This window comes from Aeromicrobium sp. P5_D10 (assembly GCF_054049535.1).
In genome coordinates this window covers 57193-79409 of the sequence record NZ_JBFUME010000002.1, presented here as the reverse complement: position 1 = coordinate 79409, position 22217 = coordinate 57193, and the positions used below count along the sequence as shown (strand labels likewise).

General features: G+C 63.1%; 21 protein-coding genes. 10 read left to right on the top strand and 11 right to left on the bottom strand.

Annotation, left to right across the window (positions count from 1 at the left end):
- Positions 1 to 16: 16 nt before the first annotated feature.
- The gene (gene gyrB, locus ACXJKC_RS02045) at positions 17 to 2002 is read right to left on the bottom strand and encodes a DNA topoisomerase (ATP-hydrolyzing) subunit B (protein WP_456695008.1); all 1986 of its coding nucleotides are present in this window, start codon (positions 2000 to 2002) and stop codon (positions 17 to 19) included.
- Positions 2003 to 2226: 224 nt separating this feature from the next.
- On the opposite strand from gyrB, the gene ACXJKC_RS02040 reads away from it, so the two are divergent.
- A complete protein-coding gene (locus ACXJKC_RS02040; protein ID WP_456695007.1) occupies positions 2227 to 3021 on the top strand; it encodes a phosphatase PAP2 family protein in 795 nt (264 codons plus the stop codon).
- Between the two features lie 4 nt (positions 3022 to 3025).
- Here the strand turns inward: ACXJKC_RS02040 and ACXJKC_RS02035 are convergent, their stop codons facing one another.
- From ACXJKC_RS02035 to dnaA, 5 genes are all read right to left on the bottom strand, one after another.
- Complete coding sequence (locus tag ACXJKC_RS02035; protein WP_456695006.1) at positions 3026 to 3511, bottom strand: DUF721 domain-containing protein; 486 nt, start codon at positions 3509 to 3511, stop codon at positions 3026 to 3028.
- Positions 3504 to 4628 (bottom strand): DNA replication/repair protein RecF, encoded by a 1125-nt coding sequence (gene recF / locus ACXJKC_RS02030; protein WP_456695590.1) that lies wholly within the window; start codon positions 4626 to 4628, stop codon positions 3504 to 3506. The genes ACXJKC_RS02035 and recF overlap by 8 nt, the downstream gene beginning before the upstream one ends.
- Before the next feature lie 20 nt (positions 4629 to 4648).
- Entirely contained in the window at positions 4649 to 5554 is a 906-nt protein-coding gene (gene gnd / locus ACXJKC_RS02025) for a phosphogluconate dehydrogenase (NAD(+)-dependent, decarboxylating) (protein WP_456695005.1), read from the bottom strand.
- Between the two features lie 26 nt (positions 5555 to 5580).
- Positions 5581 to 6723 carry a DNA polymerase III subunit beta gene (dnaN, locus tag ACXJKC_RS02020; protein WP_456695004.1) on the bottom strand — a complete coding sequence of 381 codons (1143 nt, stop codon included), beginning with the start codon at positions 6721 to 6723 and terminating at the stop codon, positions 5581 to 5583.
- 382 nt (positions 6724 to 7105) lie between these two features.
- The gene (gene dnaA, locus ACXJKC_RS02015) at positions 7106 to 8575 is read right to left on the bottom strand and encodes a chromosomal replication initiator protein DnaA (protein WP_456695003.1); all 1470 of its coding nucleotides are present in this window, start codon (positions 8573 to 8575) and stop codon (positions 7106 to 7108) included.
- 380 nt (positions 8576 to 8955) lie between these two features.
- Here dnaA and rpmH point away from each other — a divergent pair, with 380 nt between their 5' ends.
- The 8 genes from rpmH to ACXJKC_RS01975 are packed head-to-tail and all read left to right on the top strand — an operon-like array spanning position 8956 to position 13746.
- Positions 8956 to 9093: a 50S ribosomal protein L34 gene (rpmH, locus tag ACXJKC_RS02010; RefSeq protein WP_056289702.1), complete on the top strand. Its 138-nt coding sequence runs from the start codon at positions 8956 to 8958 to the stop codon at positions 9091 to 9093.
- A 25-nt stretch (positions 9094 to 9118) separates the two neighbouring features.
- Positions 9119 to 9433, top strand: coding sequence for a ribonuclease P protein component (gene rnpA / locus ACXJKC_RS02005; protein WP_456695002.1), 315 nt, complete (start codon positions 9119 to 9121; stop codon positions 9431 to 9433).
- The gene (gene yidD, locus ACXJKC_RS02000) at positions 9430 to 9672 is read left to right on the top strand and encodes a membrane protein insertion efficiency factor YidD (RefSeq protein WP_456695001.1); all 243 of its coding nucleotides are present in this window, start codon (positions 9430 to 9432) and stop codon (positions 9670 to 9672) included. The genes rnpA and yidD overlap by 4 nt, the downstream gene beginning before the upstream one ends.
- Positions 9657 to 10733, top strand: a complete 1077-nt coding sequence (gene yidC, locus ACXJKC_RS01995) for a membrane protein insertase YidC (protein ID WP_456695000.1) — start codon at positions 9657 to 9659, stop codon at positions 10731 to 10733. The genes yidD and yidC overlap by 16 nt, the downstream gene beginning before the upstream one ends.
- Positions 10730 to 11200, top strand: a complete 471-nt coding sequence (locus ACXJKC_RS01990; protein ID WP_456694999.1) for a Jag family protein — start codon at positions 10730 to 10732, stop codon at positions 11198 to 11200. The genes yidC and ACXJKC_RS01990 overlap by 4 nt, the downstream gene beginning before the upstream one ends.
- A gap of 8 nt (positions 11201 to 11208) precedes the next feature.
- Positions 11209 to 11838 (top strand): 16S rRNA (guanine(527)-N(7))-methyltransferase RsmG, encoded by a 630-nt coding sequence (gene rsmG / locus ACXJKC_RS01985; protein ID WP_456694998.1) that lies wholly within the window; start codon positions 11209 to 11211, stop codon positions 11836 to 11838.
- A gap of 34 nt (positions 11839 to 11872) precedes the next feature.
- Positions 11873 to 12859 carry a ParA family protein gene (locus tag ACXJKC_RS01980; protein ID WP_456694997.1) on the top strand — a complete coding sequence of 329 codons (987 nt, stop codon included), beginning with the start codon at positions 11873 to 11875 and terminating at the stop codon, positions 12857 to 12859.
- Positions 12856 to 13746, top strand: a complete 891-nt coding sequence (locus ACXJKC_RS01975) for a ParB/RepB/Spo0J family partition protein (protein WP_456694996.1) — start codon at positions 12856 to 12858, stop codon at positions 13744 to 13746. Before ACXJKC_RS01980 ends, ACXJKC_RS01975 begins: the two co-directional genes overlap by 4 nt.
- 146 nt (positions 13747 to 13892) lie before the next feature.
- On the opposite strand, the gene trxA is transcribed toward ACXJKC_RS01975, so the two are convergent.
- The 5 genes from trxA to ACXJKC_RS01950 all read right to left on the bottom strand — a co-directional run bounded on the left by trxA (position 13893) and on the right by ACXJKC_RS01950 (position 20653).
- The gene (gene trxA, locus ACXJKC_RS01970) at positions 13893 to 14225 is read right to left on the bottom strand and encodes a thioredoxin (RefSeq protein WP_456694995.1); all 333 of its coding nucleotides are present in this window, start codon (positions 14223 to 14225) and stop codon (positions 13893 to 13895) included.
- A 49-nt stretch (positions 14226 to 14274) separates the two neighbouring features.
- The gene (gene trxB / locus ACXJKC_RS01965) at positions 14275 to 15249 is read right to left on the bottom strand and encodes a thioredoxin-disulfide reductase (RefSeq protein WP_456694994.1); all 975 of its coding nucleotides are present in this window, start codon (positions 15247 to 15249) and stop codon (positions 14275 to 14277) included.
- A gap of 74 nt (positions 15250 to 15323) precedes the next feature.
- A complete protein-coding gene (locus ACXJKC_RS01960; RefSeq protein ID WP_456694993.1) occupies positions 15324 to 16892 on the bottom strand; it encodes a protein kinase family protein in 1569 nt (522 codons plus the stop codon).
- Between the two features lie 70 nt (positions 16893 to 16962).
- The gene (murJ, locus tag ACXJKC_RS01955) at positions 16963 to 18600 is read right to left on the bottom strand and encodes a murein biosynthesis integral membrane protein MurJ (protein WP_456694992.1); all 1638 of its coding nucleotides are present in this window, start codon (positions 18598 to 18600) and stop codon (positions 16963 to 16965) included.
- Positions 18593 to 20653: a DUF6049 family protein gene (locus ACXJKC_RS01950; protein ID WP_456694991.1), complete on the bottom strand. Its 2061-nt coding sequence runs from the start codon at positions 20651 to 20653 to the stop codon at positions 18593 to 18595. Before ACXJKC_RS01950 ends, murJ begins: the two co-directional genes overlap by 8 nt.
- 73 nt (positions 20654 to 20726) lie before the next feature.
- Here ACXJKC_RS01950 and ACXJKC_RS01945 point away from each other — a divergent pair, with 73 nt between their 5' ends.
- A complete protein-coding gene (locus tag ACXJKC_RS01945) occupies positions 20727 to 22157 on the top strand; it encodes a CCA tRNA nucleotidyltransferase (protein WP_456694990.1) in 1431 nt (476 codons plus the stop codon).
- The last annotated feature ends 60 nt before the right edge of the window (positions 22158 to 22217 follow it).

Below are 22217 nucleotides of genomic sequence, written 5' to 3'. Positions count from 1 at the left end.
CTATGTCCCTTAAGTCTTAAATATCGAGGAAGCGGACGTCTTTGGCGTTTCTCTGGATGAACGAGCGACGCTGCTCGACGTCCTCGCCCATCAGGATCGTGAACATCTCGTCCGCGACCGCACCGTCCTCGAGGGTCACCTGACGCAACACACGTTGGGCCGGATCCATCGTGGTGTCCCACAGCTCGGAGTCGTTCATCTCACCGAGACCCTTGTAGCGCTGGACCGGGGCTTCTTTGGGGAGCCGGCGACCGGCTTCTGCGCCGGCAGCGAGCAGTCCATCGCGTTCGCTGTCGGAGTAGGCCAGCTCCGCCGGAGCGTTGGTCCATTTGATCTTGTAGAGCGGCGGCTGTGCGAGGTACACGTGACCGGCATCGATCAGCGGCCTCATGAACCGGAACAGCAGCGTCAGCAACAGCGTCGAGATGTGCTGGCCGTCGACGTCGGCATCGGCCATCAGGACGATCTTGTGATAGCGCAGTTTGGCGACGTCGAAGTCGTCGTGGACGCCGGTGCCGAGCGCCGAGATGATCGCCTGGACCTCGGCGTTCTGCAGGATCTTGTCGATACGGGCCTTCTCGACGTTGAGGATCTTGCCGCGCAGCGGCAAGATCGCCTGGGCGTACGGATCGCGTCCGCCCTTGGCCGAGCCGCCGGCGGAGTTGCCCTCGACGATGAAGATCTCGCACTCTTCGGGATTGCGTGACTGGCAATCGGCCAATTTGCCGGGTAGTCCACCGCCACCCATGAGTCCCTTGCGGTTGCGGGCGAGGTCGCGTGCCTTACGTGCGGCCATGCGGGCTGTGGCAGCGTCGATCGACTTGCGCACGATCGTCTTGCCTTCGCCGGGATTCTGCTCGAACCAGGCACCGAGCTCGTCATTGAGGGCCGCCTGGACATACGACCTGGCTTCGCTGTTGCCGAGCTTGGTCTTGGTCTGTCCCTCGAACTGCGGCTCCTCGAGCTTGATCGAGATGATCGCGGTGAGGCCTTCACGGATGTCCTCGCCGGAGAGATTGTCGCTGGCCTTCTTGATCAGGCCCTGCGTCGTGGCGAACTTGTTGACCGTAGCGGTCAGGGCGGACCGGAAGCCTTCTTCGTGCGTGCCGCCTTCATGCGTGTTGATCGTATTGGCGAAGGTGTGGACCGATTCGACGAAGCTGTCGTTCCACTGCATCGCGATCTCGAGCGACAGGCCCTTGGACTCGTCCTCGGTCTCGAAGGCAATGACGTCTTTGTGGATCGGCGCCTTGCTGCCGACGTTGATGTGCTCGACGTAGTCGACGAGCCCCTTGTCGAATCGGAACCGCGCGTCGCGGGACCGATCTTCGCCTTGGGGACCCTCCATACCGTCGACGTCGGGGCGATCGTCCCGGAGGACCAATTCGAGTCCCTTGTTGAGGAAGGCCATTTCACGAAAACGCTTCTCGAGCGTGTCGTAGCTGTAGTTGACCGTCTCGAAGATGTCGGCACTCGCGTAGAACGTCGTCGTGGTGCCTGTTTCCTCGGTCGCCTCGTGCCGTTCCAGCGGCGCATCGGGCTCGCCGTACGTGAATGACTGGGTCCAGCGGTAGCCGTCGCGCTTAATCTCGACATGTAGCTTTGTCGACAAAGCGTTGACCACTGACACACCGACACCGTGCAGACCGCCGGAGACCTTGTAGCCGCCGCCGCCGAACTTGCCGCCCGCGTGCAGCGAGGTCAGCACGAGCGTCACGGCGGGGATCTTCTCGGTCGGGTGCTCCTTGACCGGGATCCCTCGGCCGTCGTCCTCGACCCGGATTCCGCCGTCGGCCTGCATCACGACCTTGATGTGGCTGGCGTATCCGGCCAAGGCTTCATCGACCGAGTTGTCGACGACTTCATAGACCAGGTGGTGCAGACCGCGCTCGCCAGTGGAACCGATATACATGCCTGGACGCTTACGCACCGCCTCCAGACCTTCGAGAACCTGGATATTACTGGCGTCGTACGAAGCTTCAGGATCTGGAGTTTGGCTCACCTAATCAGTATACGGGCCGTTGTGTGGCTCTCACGGACAAGTGGGCGATCTGGGACCGCGAGTCGCGCCCCTGGTGTGGCCCTGAGAGACACAGAACGGCACATTTGGCGTCGTCGAACCATGTCCGTCAATCCCCAGTCACGCCCGTGGCGTGAAAGTTCGCCCATGCCGCTGATTGGCCCAAGCCGCGCGGACGGTGTGGATTGGTCAGGCATCGTAGAGGTATGACGATGCTGATCTCCCGCCGAACGACGGCGCCTGCCGCGGTCATGGCGGCTCTTGCCGGCGCGGTCATTCTCTTTGGTCTGGTCGCCGTCTGCCTGAATTCTGCCGGCGGACAGGACTGGGACGATTCGGCGATGCGCACGGTTGTGGCGGGTCGCGATACCCAGCTCAAGGTGCTCAGCGTCCTGGGTTACATCTCGATCGGAGCTATCGTCGTCGTGGTGGCCGGTTGCGCCCTGGTCGCCTTGTTGCGCGGCAAGGTGCAGTTGGCGATCGGCGCCATCATCGTGATCGCCGGTGCCAATGTCACGACCCAGCTACTCAAGCAGACTTTGCTGACCCGCCCCGACTTCGATCTCGGAACGCTCAACAGCCTGCCCAGCGGTCACACCACAGTTGCCGCGAGCGCTGTGGGAGCCGCACTGCTTGTCGCACCTCGGCTCGCCCGGCCGTTGATCGCGACCGTGGGCGGCTTGGTCACGACACTCACGGGCGCGTCCACGATCGTGGCGGGCTGGCACCGACCGTCCGACGTCGTCGCGGCTTTGGCAGTCAGCCTGATCTGGACCGCAGCCGTCGCCGCTTACCTGTCCGGCCCCAGTCAGTCGTTCATGCCCTCTGCGCTCGGCGCGCTCGCGGGTTGCGCTGCTGCGCTCGGATTCCTCGTCATGATCGGCGTGCGTCCGGTCATGGGGTGGGACGGCTTCACCGAGGCCGCGCTCGTCCTTGGTGCCGTCTCGGCGGCAACAGCACTGTTCGTCACGACGTGCGCCGCGATATCCCCAGAGGACTAGCGGCTCAACCGTAAGTGTCGCGCGGACCTCGTGCCCCGCGAATCGAGCGGGGCCCGCTCTTCCAGCTCGGTGCCTGCGGTCCGCGCACTTCGATGCGTGTGACGGTCCCGTCGCCGAGTGCCTGATTGAGCTTGGCCACGATGCGCGGCGCGAGCAGCGTCAACTCCTTGGCCCAAGCCGTCTTATCGGCGCGAACGTGGACGATTCCGTCCTCGAATCCGTCGATCTGCGCATGCTGGGCTACTTCGGGTCCCACGATCTTGACCCAGTCGGTGAAGATCCGCTGATCGTCGAGCTTGTCGGACCAACCTTGATTACGGACCACCTGACCCAGTAGGTCACCGATCGTGGACGGATCTTCGTTCTTGCCGCGTGCAGGCGGCATCGGCCGCGATCTTTTGCGTGGCCCCCCCGGCCGCAACGGTCCGTTGCCGCGATAGGAGTTGGCGATCTGCCGTGCCAGGTCGAGTCCGTCTTCTGACTCAGTCACGGGTGACCGTCCCTCCTGAAACGTGGAATCGGTGTCCTTTGAGTGCTGCCGGAACATCGTCGGCGACCGCTGCGGTGACAAGTACCTGTTCGGCGTCGCCGACCAGCTCGGCGAGTTGCTGACGTCGTCCCTGGTCGAGCTCGGCGAACACATCGTCGAGAATCAGCACCGGGTCATCGCCATCGTCGCGCAATAGCTCGAAGGAAGCCAGCTTCAACGCCAGTGCGAACGACCAGGACTCCCCGTGGCTCGCATATCCCTTGGCTGGCAGCTCGCCGATCGTCAAGATCACCTCATCGCGGTGCGGACCGACCAGACTGATCCCGCGGTCGATCTCATCGCCGCGGCGGCGCTCGATCTCGGCGAGGAGAAGTTGCTCGATCTGGTCCTGCTCACGAAGACCCGGGTCGAGATCGAGCGATGGCTTGTACGTCGCGGTGACCTCACGGCGATGATCGGCCGATTCGGCCGCCACCCGCCGATAGGCCGCTGCCAGGTGAGGTGCGAGCTGATCGAGGAGGACGAGTCTGCACGCGATGAGTTCTGCTCCCGTGCGAGCCAGGTTCTCGTCCCAGATGTCGAGGGTCGCGATCTCGACATTGCGGCGTCCTCGAGCCGACTTCAGCAAAGTGTTGCGCTGCTTCAGTACCCGGTCGTAGTCGGCCTTCACGCCGGCTAGTCGAGGAGTCTGCAAGACCAACAGGGAGTCGAGAAACCTGCGCCGATCGGATGGATCGCCCTTGACCAGGGCCAGATCTTCGGGGGAGAAGATCACGGTACGCAGCACTCCGACGAGATCACGTGTGCGGGGCAGAGCCGCTCGGTTGATGCGGGCACGGTTGGCCCGACCCGGGGTGATCTCCAATTCGAGCAGCGCGGTCCGACCGGCTTTGACCACTTCGGCCCGCACGATGGCCTGGTCGGCACCCGCACGGATCAGCGGCGCATCACTGGAAACCCGGTGAGAATCGAGCCGTGAAAGGTAGTCGATGGCCTCGACCAGATTCGTCTTGCCCTGACCGTTCAGGCCGATGAAGGCGGTTCCGCCGGGTTCGAGTTCTAGTTCGACCTCGGCGTAGGAGCGGAAATCGTGGAGGACAAGTCGCGCTACGTGCACGCTGGACACGCCTTCAAGACTCAGGCGTCCTTGGGGTCGTGCCCCGCCTCGGCTGCGGCCTGCACCGCGTGCCCGCCGAACTGTTGCCGCATCGCCGCCACCGCCTGCATTGCTGGCGATTCGTCCTGGCGGGACGTGAACCGCGCGAACAACGATGCCGCGATGGTGTGCATCGGCACGGCATTGTCGATCGCCGCTTCGACGGTCCAACGTCCTTCGCCAGAATCCTCGGCGTACCCGCGGATCTTCGAAAGTCCGGGGTCATCCTCCAGTGCCTTGACCAGAAGGTCGAGCAGCCACGAGCGCACGACGGTGCCTTCGCGCCATGAATCGAAGACTGCCGTGACGTTGTCGACGATGTCGACTTTTTCGAGGAGTTCATATCCCTCGGCGTATGCCTGCATCATGGCGTACTCGATGCCGTTGTGAACCATCTTGGAGAAGTGGCCGGCACCTACCCGGCCAGCGTGTACGAAGCCCGATTCGCCCTCTGGTCGCAGGGCGTCGAACGCCGGCTGCACCTTGGCGATGTCGTCGACCGATCCACCCGCCATCAGTGCGTAGCCGTTCTCGAGGCCCCAGACTCCGCCGCTGACACCGCAGTCGATGTAGCCGATCTGCTTCTCGGCGGCCAGCCCCGCGTGCAGTTCGTCGTCGGTCCAGCGTGAATTGCCTCCGTCGACAATGACATCGCCAGGTCCAAGGAGGTCGATCAGGTCGGTGACGGTGTTGCGAGTGATGTCACCGGCCGGAACCATGACCCATACGACCTTGGGGGAGGGGAGCTTTTCGACCAGCGCGGCCAGAGAGTCGACATCGCTGAGCTCTGGATCGCGGTCGTAGCCGACGACGGTGATTCCACCGTTTCGCATGCGGGTGCGCATGTTGCCACCCATTTTGCCCAGTCCGACCAGTCCGATGTCCATCGTGCGTTCCCCTCGATCTTCTGACGTCAGCCCTGCAAGCGTACGGGCATGATCAGATAACGGAAGGCGACGTCTGGATCGGCGCCGATCTCCTGGACTCCCGAAATGGCCGCGGGCTTGGTGTGCTGGGTGAAAGACAGGTGCACGACGGGGTCCGACATGACCGCGAGACCTTCGAGCAGATAAGTCGGATTGAAGCCGATCGAGATATCGGCGCCGTTGATCGTCGCTTCGATCGATTCGGACGCCTGGGCTTCTTCGCCGCTGCCGGCCTCGAGCAATAGCTGCCCGTCTGCGAACGTCAGTCGAACCGGTGTGTTGCGCTCGGCTACCAGTGCCACGCGCTTAACCGAATCGACGAAAGCCTGCGTCGGAACGTACGCAACTGTCTCGGCTGCAGCCTGGAACAACTGGCGCACGCGCGGGAAGTCTCCCTCGAGCAATCTGGTCGTGGTGCGACGGGTGCCGTTGCCGACCACTCCCTCGAAACCGATGAGTCCATCGCCTGCTTCGCCCGATGAGACTGCGATCGTCACGTCACTGCCGCCGGTGAGTGATCGTGCGGTGTCGTTGAGCACTCTGGCCGGCACAAGAGCGTTTGCCGACAGATCGCTGGCCTCGGGGCGCCATTGCAGATCGCGCAGGCTCGCGCGGAAACGATCGGTCGCCATCAGCGAGATGGTCGAACCTTCGAGCTCGAGTCGAACTCCGGTGAGCAACGGCAGCATCTCGTCGCGGCCCGCCGCCGCACTCGCTTGAGCGACGGCTGTCGAGAAGTCTTCTGATTTGACCGTGCCGGACGCAGTCGGCATCTGCGGGAGCTGCGGATATTCCTCGACCGGCATGGTCTGCAGGCTGAATCGTGCACTTCCGCACACAACTTGGACCTTGGTGCCGTCGAGGGCGATGTCGACCGGCTTGGCCGGCAGTGACTTGACGATCTCGGCGAGGAGTCGACCCGAAACGAGCGCCCGACCGTCCGCGCTGACCTCGGCTGGAAGCGTCGCGCGGGTCGAGGTCTCGTAATCGAAGCCTGACAGCGTCAGTCCATCTGCTGCCGTCTCGATCAGGAGCCCGGCGAGAACCGGCACGCTGGGTCGGTGAGGAAGGCTACGTGCTGTCCATGCGACAGCGTCGGCGAGTGTGTCGCGCTCGATGCGGAACTTCACGAGTTGAGGCCTTTCCGGGGACGGGGTCCGTGGTGATGAATCCTGCCACGGAAGGAGTGCTGGGAGGTAGTCAGGGGAATGACACAAAGTCTCATCCACAGACAGGGCGCGATGTGACTTCCGCTGGAACTTTTGAAGTTTAGAAGAGTAGTAGTAGTCGTAGCCTCTGTGGACGCCGTGGATAACCGTCTTTCGTGGTGCAACGGCGTGGTTTTGCCCGGTGGACAACCTGTGTGTGGCGTGCGGGCCAAACTACAAGTTGTTGTGGACTCAGGTGCCTTGTTCACATCGTGTTCACATTGTGACTGCTGATGTCCACGTGCTTGATGGGGTTTCCCACAGGATCGTCCCCAGGTGTGAATGGGCGAGGATCCTGTCCTGTTCACGGCTGTCGGGCCTGCTGCTTGATGCGCGCTGTGAGTTCGGTGACCTGGTTGTAGACCGCGTGCTTCTCGGCCATGAGCTTCCTGATCTTGCGGTCGGCGTGCATGACCGTCGTGTGATCGCGGTTGCCGAACTCCTGGCCGATCTTGGGCAATGACATCTCAGTCAGCTCTCGACACAGGTACATCGCGATCTGGCGGGCCAAGACGAGGTCACGGCTGCGGTTGGTGCTGCAGAGGTCGTCGATCGAGAACTCCGAATACGCCGCTGTCTGCGCCATGATCATGCCGACGGTGATGTCGGGCTCCTCGCCCTCGGCGATCAGATCCTTCAAGACGATCTGCGCCAACTGCAGGTCGACCGTCGTGCCGTTGAGGTTGGCGAAGGCCGTGGCACGGATCAAGGCACCTTCGAGCTCGCGGATATTGGTCTGCACCTTGCTGGCGATGAACTCGAGCACGTCGGCCGGCGCGGTCAGCTTCTCGTTGGCGGCCTTCTTGCGCAGGATCGCGATCCTGGTCTCGAGATCGGGCGGCTGGACGTCGGTCGTGAGACCCCATTCGAACCGGTTACGTAGGCGGTCTTCCAGCGTGGTCAAGTTCTTCGGCGGCCGATCGGACGTCATCACGATCTGCTTGTTCTCGTTGTGCAGCGCGTTGAAGGTGTGGAAGAACTCTGTCTGGGTCGATTCTTTGCCCTCGAGGAACTGGATGTCGTCGACAAGGAGGACATCGATCTCACGGTACTTGCGCTTCAGCGCGGCAGTGCGGTTCTCGCGGATCGCGTTGATGACGTCATTGGTGAACTCTTCGCTGTTGACGTAGCGAACGCGCGACGACGGATACAGATTGAGGACGTAGTGGCCGATCGCATGCAGCAGGTGGGTCTTGCCGAGGCCGGACTCGCCGTGGATGACCAGCGGGTTGTAGGCCTTGCCCGGGGCTTCGGCCACGGCGACGGCGGCGGCGTGAGCGAAGCGGTTGGATGAGCCGATGACGAAGTTCTCGAACAGATAGCGCGGATTGAGCCGGGCCTCGGCGACGCTTCCGATCCGTGGGGGAGTCGTGGTTCGAACGGCCCAGCTGGGAACGAATTCATCGTTGTCGTCCTCGTCATCGTCGTCGATGTCTTCCGGGACGAATGCGGTAGGTCGATTTGTCGACTTATCGTCTTGTGGACTTTGTTTGAAGTCTGTCACGGTCGGCTCGATCGTGACCACGAGTCGAGTCTCTTGCTGGAGACTCGTGCTGATGGCGTGCTCCAGCGCGGGTCGTACTCGCGACTCCAACTGCGCTCTGGTCAGGTCATCTTGTACCGAGACGATCAGGATGTTGTTGTGCAGTGTCAGCGGCGTGGCCGAGTAGACCCACACCTTGGCGCCAGGAGATAGCGTGTCGACAGCTCGTTGCCAGATCTGTTCGAGTTCCTCGTCCGGACTGCCGGCGTGACTGTCACTCATGGGTGTCATTCATGTGTTGCCTCCCGATGTGTCCACATGGTTTTCCACAGTATGTGAATGCGAACTCGAGGGTTGAGGCAGCCTTGTGGAAAAGTCGGTACCGCGGTGACGCTAGCAGCGTTGGCAATGCCAGACAAGACACTGTCCCCAGGCTGCGGATTCGGCGCTTTCCGAGCAAGTCGGCGTGTCGTCTGGATCTTGGGCCGATTGAGGCGTACGGGGTCAGTTTGACCGCACTCTGGCACCCACGTATCTTTGGCTAGTCGTCCTGAACGACTTCCGCCGCGTGCCCATGACAACAATTTCACTGGCTGTGGGCGAGCGGTGGCCGTCGACCGGCCCAATTACATGCGATTCGCAAGACTCGTACAGATCAAAAGGACAGCATCGTGAGCAAGCGCACATTTCAGCCGAACAACCGTCGTCGTGCCAAGAAGCACGGCTTCCGCCTCCGGATGCGTACCCGCGCCGGCCGCGCGATCCTCGGTGACCGCCGCCGCAAGGGTCGCGCCAAGCTGTCCGCCTGATCCCTTGCTCGCGCGCAGTCAACGCATGCGCAGCGGGGAGGACTTCCGACGCACGATTCGTCGTGGAGCCCGCGGAGTCCAACCTTCCCTCGTCACACATGTCGTTCCTGGAACCGGCGGACACACGTCCGTCGGTTTCGTCGTGAGCAAGGCAGTTGGCACGGCGGTGGAACGCAATCGGGTCAAGCGCCGTCTGCGTCACCTGATGCGCGATCGGATTGCCGATCTCCCACCCGGATCCCGGGTGGTTGTGCGAGCGCTGCCCGCCTCACGCGAGGCCGGCTCCGAGGCGTTGTCGACTCACCTCGATGAGGCATTGCGCCGCGCTGGTGCACGGTGAAGTACCCAATCATCTGGTTTCTGAAGGCGTACAGATTCGCTATCAGTCCCCTGTACGGCCAAGTTTGTCGTTACCATCCGACCTGTTCGGCCTATGCTTTGCAGGCCGTGGAGACTCATGGGGCGCTGCGTGGCACCTGGCTTGCTGGTCGTCGCATCCTGCGGTGCCATCCTTGGAGCTCGGGCGGGTATGACCCGGTTCCACAGTCACATAGAGGAGAAGAATGTTCGGCTTCTTAGGCGATATCGGCGGCGCGATCATGACGCCGCTGTACTACGCCGTGTCAGGCATCCTGTTGGTCTGGCACAAGATCTTTGAGGCGATCGGTCTCTCTGGTGACTCCGGATGGACGTGGATGCTGTCGATCGTCGGACTGACGATCACGATTCGTACACTTCTGATCCCGCTGTTCGTCAAGCAGATCAAGTCGAGCCGCAATATGCAGCTCCTGCAGCCGCAGATCAAGGCATTGCAGCAAAAGTACAAGCACGATCGCGAGCGTCTCACCCAAGAGCAGATGAAGCTCTGGAAGGAGACTGGGACCAATCCCTTTGCGTCGTGCCTGCCGTTGATTCTGCAGATGCCGATCTTCTTCGCGCTCTTCCGGGTCATCGATCAAGCGGCTCGTAATGGCGCCAGCGGTGCACGTGGCTTCATGACCGAGGCGAATGCCGTGCAGCTGCAGAATGCCGAGCTGCTTGGCGCACGTATCGCCGATACCTTCATGAACACCGATCTGACACAGACCCGTGTCTTGACGATGTCACTTGTGATCATCATGTGCATCACTCAGTTCACGACTCAGCGTCAGCTCATGAGCAAGAACATGCCGGCCGATGCGATGACGGGCCAGTACGCACAGCAGCAGAAGATGCTCCTTTATATCCTGCCGATCGTCTTCGCCGTCGGTGGTGTCGCATTCCCCCTCGGCGTGCTGTTCTACTGGACGACCTCCAACTTCTGGACGATGGGCCAGCAGTTCTATGTCATCCGTAATAACCCGGCGCCTGGCACTCCGGCGTTCAAGGCCAAGCAGGACCGTGACGTCAAGCGTGGCAAGGTCGCCGCCGAGGATCCACTCAAGGCACTCGATGAGGAACCGTCACCGAAGCCGGCCCCTAGGGTGCAGCCGAAGAACCAGCCGCGTAGTCAGCGCAAGAAGCCGGTGACGCCTGCCAAGCCGGTGAACAAGGCTGTACAGAACCAGAAGCCTGTGGCGAAAAAGCCTAAGAAGAAGCCTGATATCACGGCTCAGAAGCCGAAGCCGGGCGACAACGGAAAGAAGGGCGGGGCTTCATGAGTGACGCTTCCAAGCTTGAGCAAGAGGGCGATATCGCGGCTGATTTCCTCGAAGGCCTACTCGATATCGCCGACCTCGATGGTGACATCGATATGGATGTCGAAGGCGACCGTGCGGCGGTCGAGGTGGTCGGTGGAAACCTGGATCATCTCGTAGGGCGTGACGGCGAGGTTCTCGATGCACTGCAGGAGCTGACCCGCCTGGCGGTCTACCGTGAGACAGGCGAGCGCAGCCGACTGATGCTGGACGTGGCTGGATTTCGTGCCGCACGCAAGGTCGCGCTGGTGGAGATTGCCACTGCGGCTATTGCGAAGGTTCAGGCCGGGGAGCCTTCTGTTGCGCTCGACCCGATGAACCCGTTCGAGCGCAAGGTCGTCCACGATGCGGTTGCTGCTGCGGGTCTGAATAGTTCGTCGGACGGAGCGGAGCCTCACCGCTACGTCGTCGTCCACAGCGCGGGGGAGTAGTCACGACGATGTCGGACACCCCCGATGTTTCACGTGAAACACCCCCGCCGCATGCGGCGGGGGTGTTTGGCTCTCGCCTGGGTGTCATCGAGGAGTACGCGCATCTTTTGGCGACTGATGCTGTCCTTCGCGGTCTGATCGGACCGCGGGAAGTGCCTCGTATCTGGGATCGCCACATCATGAACTCGGCAGTGGTCGCGCCGCGCCTGGCCTCCGGTGCGACTGTCGCTGACGTCGGGACCGGTGCGGGACTGCCCGGTCTAGTGTGGGCTATTGCACGTCCTGACATCCAGATGACGCTGATCGAGCCCTTGCTCCGACGCACGAGTTTCCTGGATGAGGTCGTTGATGGTCTGGGTCTCGCGAACGTCCGGGTGATTCGGGCGCGTGCCGAAGAAGTCGACGAGACATTCGACATCGTGACCGCTCGTGCGGTCGCGGCGCTCGACAAGTTGGGCCGTTGGTGCATGCCTCTGGTGAAGCCTGGGGGAGTGCTCCTCGCGATGAAAGGTAGGACCGCAGCTGAAGAGGTGTCCGCCGCGACAGCGACCCTCCACCGACTCGGCGCGACGTCTATCGTGGTTGAGAGCTATGAAAATGGCGACGTGCCCACGACCGTCGTCGAGGTATCCAAGTGAACGATGTTTCACGTGAAACCATGAAGGGGATCGCATGAACCAGTCACCTCACCCAGGTGCGGATCGACACCCCACGTCTCCACAGTCGGCTATGGCCGCAGCGTCGAACTACGACGTGCCGGTCCCGTCGAATACTGATTCGACCCCGTTGGCTGCAGCTGCAGAAGAACATGTGTCTTTGCTGCAGCGCACCCGCGCCGTGACCCGCTTCGAGGCTCCGACAAGGACCCGGATCTTCGTGGTGGCCAATCAGAAGGGCGGCGTCGGCAAAACCACGACAACGGTCAATATCGCGGCTGCACTCGCATTGCGCGGTCTACGGGTCCTGGTCGTCGATCTGGATCCCCAGGGCAATGCCTCGACAGCACTGAACATCCCACACACGGAAGGGACGCCTGGCGTCTACGAGGCGATCGTCGACGGGGCGGATCTGGACGACCTGGTCAAGCCGTGCCCAGACATCCCTGGACTGACGGTATTGCCGGCATCGATCGATCTAGCTGGCGCTGAGATCGAACTGGTGTCGTTGGTGGCACGTGAATCGCGTCTTGATCGAGCGCTACAGAGCTACCTGGCATCAAGTGAAGACGCGGGAGACCGTATCGACTACGTCCTGATCGACTGCCCGCCCTCGCTCGGACTCCTGACGGTCAATGCGATGGTGGCCGGCCGCGAGGTACTGATTCCCATCCAGTGCGAGTACTACGCGCTCGAGGGCCTAGGACAACTGATCCGGAATATCGATCTGATTCGCTCGCACCTCAATCCCAAGTTGGAGATCACCACGATCCTCCTGACGATGTACGACGCGCGTACGCGTCTATCGGCCGGTGTTGCCGAAGAGGTGCGCGCGCACTTCGCCGAAAAGGTGCTGCCGACACCGATCCCGCGGTCGGTCCGGATCTCTGAAGCGCCGAGCTATCAGCAGTCAGTTATCACGTACGACGGAACATCTTCGGGTGCGCTGTCCTATTTGGAGGCCGCGCGGGAGATCTCGCAGGCGGGAGTGAGGGAACGATGAGTACACGTCGAGGACTGGGACGCGGGCTTGAGTCCCTTATCCCGTCGAGCCCGGCAGATGCCAAGGCCTCCGGCCTCCAGGAGATCCAAGGTGCAAGGTTCGCCGAAATCCCCCTCGAGCAGATTGTCGCGAATCCGCGACAGCCTCGCCAGGTGTTCGACGAGGACCACATGGCAGAGCTGGTCCACTCCATCAAGGAAGTGGGACTGCTTCAGCCGATCGTCGTACGCGAAGTCGCCAAGGATCGCTATGAACTCATCATGGGCGAGCGTCGCTGGCGGGCCACCGGCAAAGCCGGCCTCGACACGATCGGTGCGATCGTCCGTGACACGTCCGACGAGGACCTGCTGCGTGACGCATTGTTGGAGAACTTGCATCGCTCCCAGCTCAACCCCCTGGAAGAGGCAGCCGCGTACCAGCAGCTCCTGGACGACTTCGGCTGCACGCACGAAGAGCTCGCGGAACGTATCGGCCGATCCCGCCCGCAGATCAGCAATACTCTGCGACTGCTGAAGCTGACGCCGACTGTTCAACGTCGGGTGGCCGCGGGGGTGCTCTCGGCCGGGCACGCCCGTGCGCTCGTCAGCATCGCCAATCCGGATCTGCAGGACGGACTCGCAACGCGGGTCGTCGCCGAGGGATTGTCGGTCAGGGCACTGGAGGAGATCGTCACGGTCGGTCCTGAGGGTTCCAAGCGTCCCGCGGCCCGGCAGTCGCCGAAGGTCTCCGCGCCGCGCCTGGCCGATCTGGCTGCTCGGCTCTCAGAGCGATACGACACGAGGGTCAAAGTCGACCTCGGGCGGAGCAAGGGCAAAGTCACGGTGGAATTCGCGACCCTCGAGGACCTGGAGCGAATCGTCGACATGATGGATCCAGGTAAGAAATAAGTATATAAGTCGACAAAGTTACAAATAGATATTGTTTCTTAAGCATACGAGTCAACTACGGCCCCTCGACGAGCACCTCAGCCCGCTCACTTGCGCAGGTTCAGGGCTCATCGAGGGGCCGTAGCGGACTCCTCAGCGGGCAGCGTTTAGGCTGTGTGCTCTTCGAGTTCCTTGAGGATCGCGCTCTTGGGACGGACGCCCACGATGGATCGGACGACCTCGCCCTTGTAGTACAGGTTCATCGTCGGCAGTCCGGTGACCCGGTACTGCGCCGGGGTGGCGGGGTTGGCGTCCGCGTCCATCTTCAGGATCGTGATCTTGTCGCCCTTTTCCGTGGCGATCTCTTCGAGGATCGGAGCGAGCTGACGGCACGGCGCGCACCAGCTGGCCCAGAAGTCGACGAGGACCGGGCCCTCGGCATCGAGCACGAGCTGCTGGAAGTCGGCATCGGTGACGGCGCCGAGAGTGGATTCAGCCATGAGTATCTCCTTGAGGTCTGTGCAAAAGTAGAACGTTGGGGTCGGACAGTTATTCCACGAGTGCGGCGGCAGGCGCCGGGGCACCGGCATGTTCGAGATCTGCCAAGAAGCGCTCGGCGTCGAGTGCGGCGGCGCAACCTGTGCCGGCAGCCGTGATCGCCTGACGATAGGTGTGATCGACCAGGTCGCCTGCAGCGAACACGCCCGGCAGGTTCGTGGCGGTCGAGCCGGGCTGCACCAGGACGTAACCCTCGTCGTCGAGGTCGACCTGGCCGGTCAACAGCTCAGAGCGAGGATCGTGACCGATAGCGATGAACAGGCCGGTCGCATCGAGCCTGCGAGTCTCCCCAGTGACGGTGTCACGCAAGATCACGGCCTCGAGCTTGTCTTCGCCGATGATCTCAGCCACTTCGCTGTTCCAGGCGAAGTCGATCTTCTCGTTGGCGAAGGCGCGGTCCTGCATGATCTTGGAACCGCGCAGCTCGCCGCGACGGTGGACCATCGTGACCTTGCTGGCGAAACGGGTCAAGAACGTCGCCTCTTCGAGCGCGGAGTCGCCGCCGCCGACCACGATGATGTTCTGCTCCCGGAAGAAGAAGCCATCACACGTCGCACACCAGCTGACGCCGTGACCCGAGAGTCGATCTTCGCCGTCGACACCGAGTTTGCGGTATCCCGATCCCATCGCCAGGACGACGGCCCTGGCCCGATGAGTGGTGCCATCGCCCAGCGTGACGGTCTTGATGTCGCCGGTGAGGTCGACCTCGGTGACATCGTCGGTCACGAGCTCGGCTCCGAAGCGCTCGGCCTGGGCACGCAGCTTGTCCATCAGATCCGGGCCCATGATGCCGTCGGGGTAGCCCGGGAAGTTCTCGACGTCTGTCGTGTTCATCAGCGCGCCGCCAGCAGTCACCGCGCCTTCGAAGACGAGGGGCTCCAGATTGGCCCGGGCTGCATAGATCGCAGATGTGTAGCCCGAGGGGCCCGATCCGATGATGATGAGGTTGCGAACGGTCTCGCTCATGAGGTCCCTTTGGTCGTGTTGCTGGTGTCAACGAATTCTAGGCGGTGGGCATTCCCTGCCAGGGTTGTGACGGCTCATGAGCGTCCGCGGATCACTACCTCGCGGATCTCGCCTCGGAACGAACCGTCCTCGACCTCGGGCAACGACGTCAGCCAGACCACGACGTAACGGGTCATTACTCCCGATGACAACGACAGACTGGCATCCGTGCCAGACCCATCCAGCGAAGCGACGCGGGTCAATGCCTTGATCCGATCGGGAGGTCGAGACGAGGCATGGGGGGCTGAGTAGATCGACAGATCGGTCGGAGCGCCGAGGAGCTGGATGCGCATCGAATCGACCTCACGCATGCCGCCGAGATCGAGCACCAGCCCAACACCGTCCTTGAGCCCGCCCAGCTGGGGGGAGCCGAAGTAGGTCGCTGTTCGCCACCCGGTCTCGGCCTTTCCATCGATCGCCCCGTTGACGAGTTCGGAATTCTCCTTGCGGTCCTCACCTTGCGGGTCGAAGTCGAATACCCGTTGTATCGGCAACACCCGTACGGGCGACGAGTCGTTGATCGGCTCCTCGGTGTGTCTGCCCGACCGGCTCACCAAGAAGCCGATCAGCGATACCAGCACGAGAGCGCCGACCACACCGGTCAGTACGAGGCCGCGGTCGCCGCGGGCGGCACGCCGGGCCCGTGCCCGTCCGCGCTCGAATGTGGTCGGGGGAGCCGGTTCGAAGGCCTTAGGCCGACGCCGTGGCGGTTCCAGACCCGGTGGGGGACCGTCGGGGACTATCACCGGATCGAGTCGCAGTAGATCAGGTGATGACAGACCCATGAGACTCGGCTGATCGTCGACGAGATCCTCATCCTCACCCGACAATCGCAGGGTGCGGGCGATCTCGGCTGCGCTGCGCAGTGGCCGTGCGTGATTGCGCGGAGGACGGCCGAGGATGCGGTCGGCGATGGTGTCGACGTCACGGGCCACTCCGGCACGGACCTGGCGTGGTCGCAGCAGCCGTCCATGCTCCGTGGGTGCGGCTTGGAGGCCGTCGACGTTCGCGCCTGGCCATCTGCTGGTCAAACAGGCGTAGAGCAACTTGCCGAGGGCCTGGACGTCGAGCTGCTCGTACTGCTGCAGATCGGCGATCGTGTCCTGGCGCCCAGGGGGGGCGAGAGCCGTCGCGACGCCCAGTCCCATGATCCGGACGGCACCGGACTGCTTCAGCAATACCTGGTGCGGCGTCAGACGCCGGTGGTAGACACCGTGCTCGTGGGCGTGTGCAAGTGCTTCGGCCACCTCGGCGACGACTGTCGCGGCGCGCCGGTTGGGCAACGAGGACTGTGCCAGGAGCTGGTCGAGCGGGAATGCGCGAGCCCACTCGCGGATCACCAGATGGTGTCCCTGCTCCGACTCGATGAGATCGAGTACGCGCAGGAACCGGGGATCGGTGACCGCGGTGGATTCACGGGCGGCATCCAAGAAGCGGGTAGCGCGCGAATCGGAGCTGCTGAGGATCTCCATGCCCACATTGCGGTTGAGCACCTTGTCGTGGGCGCGCCACGTACTGGCGCCGAGCTTCTCGCTGACCAGGTCCTGCAGCTCATACCGCTGGGCGAGCACGTCACCGGAGGCCAAAGACCGCCTGTCGCTCATTCCACGCCCCTCGCCCGAACCCAACTGGTGACCTCAGCCCATGCTAGACGGGCCGAGAAGCTGCGCACGGTCAGCGGGTCCGTCGGAGTACGGCGTCCATCAGATAGTTCAGTTGGGTGAGGCCGACGACCTTGGCCGCAGCCACGTAGGTGACGAGCGCGGCACCGCCGGCGACGACTGTCGTGATCGCGCCACCCACCGCCCGGGCGGGTTCCACGCCGGCCGAATCGATCCCGAATGAGACGCCGAGCGCCACGAACGCCGCGAGCCCGGTCGCATACGTCAGGCGGATGACGAACAAGATCATCTCCCGGTCGACGATCGGGCCGATCGAACGCGACAACCAGGTGACGGAGATGACCGAACCCACGAGGTAGGCGATGCCATACGACAGAGCGAGCATCGCGGCGACGCTGGCCGGACTGACCAACTGCGTCAAGGTCAGCGCGAGACCGATGTTGACGACCGCGATCGCGATTTGGATGAAGAACGGCGAGCGATTGTCCTCATTGGCGTAGAAGCCACGCAACATCAGGTAGTGGATCGTGAACGTCACCATGGCCAGGGAGAACGCCTGGACCGTGTGACCGATCGGAACTGTGTGGCCACCCAATGCGCCAAGACCGCCGGCGATCGCGGTCAGTGGTTGTCCCAGACACAGCAGGGCAACGGCGACCGGGACCACGAGCACGAGAGCGATGCGAATGGTTCGCCCCAGCTCGAGGCGCATCCTCGGATAGTTGCGATCGGCTGCGAGCGCTGCCAACGTCGGGATGATCGCCGTCGCCAGTGAGACGGTGACGACGCCGTGCGGCAACTGGCTGATCAGGAATCCGAAGCTGTAGACGAAGGCACCGGTTGCGGGCTCACCATTGCTGGCACCGCTCACCGTCGAGCCAGTCGCGATCCTGGTGATGACCACGAAGGCGATCTGGTTGACGATGATGAACAGGAACGTCCAGGCGCCGAGCCGCAGGGTGTGTCCCAGGCCCACTCCACGGAAATCGAAGCGCGGACGGAACCGGAAGCCCACCTGACGCAGGTAGGGAACCAGGACGATGGCCTGAAGTGCGATCGCAAATGTCGATCCGAGTCCCAGCAGCAGCGCCTCGTTGGTCTCGAAACCGCCTACACCGGAACTCGCACCGAAGGCGAAGTAGAAGCAGATGATCACGGCACAAGCCACGATGTTGTTGACGATCGGCGCCCACATCATCGGCCCGAACCGGCGGCGGGCATTGAGGATCTGGCCTACCAGCACGAAAGCGCCGTAGAAGAACACTTGCGGCAGGCACAGCAGCATCAACAGCGTCGCCGACTCGAGCTGCGGAGCGTTCGCCGGCGTGAAGAGCTTGCCGGGATAGACCAAATGCAGTAGCCACGGCACCGCGAACATCAATACGACGGTTCCGGCCCCGAGCACCAACAAGCCGAGGGTCACGACCCGATTGGCGTATGCGTCCCCGCCATCGGGATCGTTCTTCATGGCGCGGACGAGTTGGGGCACCAGCACGACGTTGAAGATTCCGCCGGCGATCAGGATGTAGAGCGTGTTGGGGATCGTGTTGGCGACCTCGAACAGGTCGGCGTTGAGCTGGGTGCCGATGACCATGGCCAACAGACCGGTGCGCAGAAAGCCCGTCGCGCGCGAGACGATCGTGCCGAGTGCCATCCAGGCGCTGGCGCGCGCCACGGATTGCTCAGTCATCGTCGTCCGAAAGACGTACAGCGGTCATTCCGGTACGTCGCCGGTGGAACCGACGTATCAGTGCGGCGAGTACCAGCGCGCCGGCCAGTCCCATCGCGACCCAGAGCACGATTCCAATGCTGCTGGAACGCACCTTGAAAGTCTCTGGTTTGCCGACGTCTTTTCCATCGGCGGTGACCAGGTTGGCGGTCAGATACGCGGTGCGCTGATCGCCCAGGTCAACCGTGACGGTCAGGGTGTGGCGATCACCCGCGCCGACCGTGACCGGCTCGACGGCCGGAATCGTCAGGGCAGGATTGCTCGAGTCGAGGTCCACACCGACTGTGATCGCCGAATCCGAATCATTGAGGATCGTCAGCGGGAAGCCGCCCTTGGAGCTCGACAGCGTCACCGACGTGGGGGCCTCGATCGAGATCTTGTCGAGTTCGGCGCGGGTCTGTCGCAGGCGTGCGGCCGCGACTGCTACGCCGGTCGAGCGATCCGACCGCCAACGCACACCGAGCACCCCGGCGAGGGTCTGCGCCAGGTCGGCGTCGACTTCGTCGGACTGGGAGATCGCTGAGCTCAGGACTCCGCCCGCCGTCACGATCTCGGCAGCGAGGCTCAATTGCTCGCGCGATATGGGCTTGGCCTTGGCGCTTTCAGGGACCTTGCCGGCATACGGAGCGAGTGGCCGGGTCAGGAGTGAGTCGAGGCCGACGCCGCGGGTGAACGGTGCCTCGAATGCGGATGAGAACTGACCACTCGCCCAATCGGTGCCGGGGTTCCACTGGGGATCGGCCACGATAACGGCATCCGCGCGCGATTCGGGATCGATCGACCGTTCGAGAACTGCAAGCGCGGCGTCAGCCAAAACCTTTTGGCGCAGGGTGACCACAGTCTGCGGGCCGGCTCCGTTGAGCGTCTGCATCGAATTGACGAGCATCGGAACGGGTCCGGCAACACTGTTGTATTGGATGAGCGAACCTAGTCGGGGCTGCCAGTCATCCACCGCGATCGGACTCACGATCACGGGACTGTCGCCCGTATCGCGCAGATCGCTGAGAAGTGCCTCGGTTACGCCTTCTCGGGTGGGCCACGAGACACGTCGACCGCTCAGCTGGAACTTCGCGAGGACTGCATCCGTCGCGGTCGTGATCGCCGTCCGCAGGGTCCGTCGAAGATCCGGATTGAGTGTCAACGCCAGATCGTCGGGACGGTCGAAGTCAAGGATCCACGGGCTGTGCCCGCGAGCGAAGACCAGCAGATCTGCCAGGAAACGTTCGGCCTCGGCCTGCTGGGCGGCGGAGAATTCGGTGCCCTTGGGCAGATGGCGCAACTTGGCCAGATCATCGACGCCGACCAGGAGCGCGGGATCGATCAATGCGGTCGCGGCCGTTCCGGACGAGCCGGCCAGATCCAGCAGATTGCGCAACTGACCTCCGGCACTCACCGATGCCATCAGGGACTTGGGATCCTGGTAGTTGCCGGCGATACCGCGAAAGTCCGGCATCAGGAACGGCCATACGACGGAGGTGGGAACTGCGGCCGTGTCCGACGAGATGAGCGGCAGGAAGGTCGTGGCCCGGGCGAGCGCATCGCCGCTTCGGGTGCCGTCGGTGTCGGTGCCCAGTACCTGCACGCCGACGGGATAGACGCCTTCTTCTCCAGTGATGCCGAGCTTGTCGAACGGAACCGACACCGTGAACCGGTGCTGCGTGCCGGAGGCGATATCGCCAAGTTCGTCGAAGGTGCCCACGTCGACGACACGCACACCGGTATAGGCCTTCGGATTGGTCGTGGCCTCGGCGACCTGGGCGCGGGTCGTGAAGGGCGAGGCAGGGATCACGAGGTACACCTGCACGTTCTGCCACGCGTGGTCATTGCGGTTGGCCACGGTGCCGGACAGCGTGACCTTGCTCCCGGCCGACAGGCGACTCGGGCTGACCGACGAGATCGACACCCGGATATCCGGGCTTTCCTCGGCTGCGGTGACAGGGGGCACCGACAGCAACAAGGTGCCGAGAACCGTCGCAAGCAGCGTCATCACGACAGTTCGACGGCAGCGGCTCACCCGAACATGCTAGACGTCCCATCGGCAGGGACAGGGGACGCCGGTCTGGCGGATAGACTATGTCCCCGTGCCTATGTCCTCGTTGACCCCAGACCGCCGGGCCAGGATCGATTCCGAGCTTGCTGCGAACTCGTTCCTGGCCGAGCTCGGTGTGCTGTTCGCCGAGGCCGGCCATGAGCTCGCGATCGTCGGCGGGCCGGTGCGCGATGCGGTCCTCGGACGTCCGGGCAATGATTGGGACTTCACGACCTCAGCGCGTCCTGATGACATCGAACGGATCGCCAAAGGGTGGGCTGATGCCATCTGGGACATCGGACGTGAGTTCGGCACGATCGGACTCCGCAAGGGCGATCATCAACTCGAGATCACGACCTACCGCAGCGATGAGTACGACACGGCGTCCCGCAAGCCCGAAGTCAAGTTCGGCGACACCCTCGAAGGAGATCTCGCCCGCCGTGACTTCGCGGTCAATGCGATGGCGATCCGATTGCCGTCGGGTGAATTCGTCGATCTGTTCGGCGGCCTCGACGATATCGACAACCAACTGATCAGGACCCCTGTCACGCCAGAACAGTCCTTCAGCGACGATCCGCTGCGGATGATGCGCGCCGCGCGCTTTGTCGCCCAGCTCGATTTCACGGCGGCGCCCGACGTCATCGCCGCGGCGACGGCGATGGCCGATCGGCTTGAGATCGTGTCGGCCGAGCGGGTGCGAGACGAACTCAACAAGCTCCTGCTCAGCCAGCATCCGGTCGAGGGGCTCCGACTCCTGGTTGACACCGGCCTGGCCGAGCGCATGCTGCCCGAACTGCCGGCGCTGAAGCTCGAACGCGATGAGCACCATCGGCACAAGGATGTCTACGAGCATTCGTTGACAGTTCTGGAACAGGCCATCGCTTTGGAAGACCGCCTCGACCAGGCGCCCGATCTGACGATCCGGCTCGCAGCCTTGCTGCACGACATCGGCAAGCCCAAGACCCGACGGTTCCAAGAAGGTGGCACGGTCTCGTTCCACCATCACGATGTCGTGGGGGCCAAGCTCGTCCGCAAGCGCATGCGCGCACTGCGATACAGCAATGACATGACCGATGACGTGGCTTCGCTGGTCGAACTGCACCTGCGATTCCATGGCTACGGCTCGGGGGAGTGGACCGACTCGGCCGTGCGGCGCTATGTCCGTGACGCCGGCGATCAGCTCGAGCGGCTGCATATCCTGACCCGCGCAGATTGCACGACGCGCAATCACAAGAAGGCTATGCGGTTGCAACGCACGTACGACGAGCTCGAGGAGCGCATCGCCGTGCTGGCCGAACAGGAGGAGCTCGGGTCGATTCGGCCAGACCTCGACGGTGCGCAGATCATGTCGATCCTGGGTCTGGAGCCGGGCCCGCAGGTCGGGGAGGCGTACCGCTTCCTGCTCGACCTGCGCATGGATCGTGGGCCGCTCAGCGAGGCCGATGCGACTGAGGCATTGAAGGCATTCTGGGCTGCACGGCTTCGCTAGCGCTCGCCGTTCCCGTGACTTCGTCCCGGCCGGGCTTCGCCCGGGCAGCTGCCTCGCTTC